The following is a 238-nucleotide window of genomic DNA, read 5'->3' on the forward strand; positions in this document are numbered from 1 at the left end:
CGGCAGTACATGTACCTCGCGATGAACTGGGTACTGAAGCGGTACATATGTTACAACAAAGACTTGTACGTCCTGATGCAACTGTTGGTGCATTACTTTTGTATGGGAAACTGGTAATACGAGAATCTGTTCGCCGTATACGGCCAGGGAAAGAGCCAACTCCGATTAAAGGAGATGGACTGTATGACTGAAACCACAGCCTCTGATTCTTCCGGTCAAGGGAAAATAAACGTAATGT

1 pseudogene is annotated in these 238 nt (G+C 45.4%); it reads left to right on the forward strand.

Annotation, left to right across the window (positions count from 1 at the left end):
• Window positions 1-191, forward strand: a pseudogene (locus V5P19_RS24445) (cytochrome-c peroxidase); the annotation flags it as partial.
• Window positions 192-238: the final 47 nt, after the last annotated feature.

This window comes from Enterobacter sp. UNJFSC 003 (assembly GCF_036903355.1).
Classification (GTDB): Bacteria; Pseudomonadota; Gammaproteobacteria; order Enterobacterales; family Enterobacteriaceae; genus Enterobacter.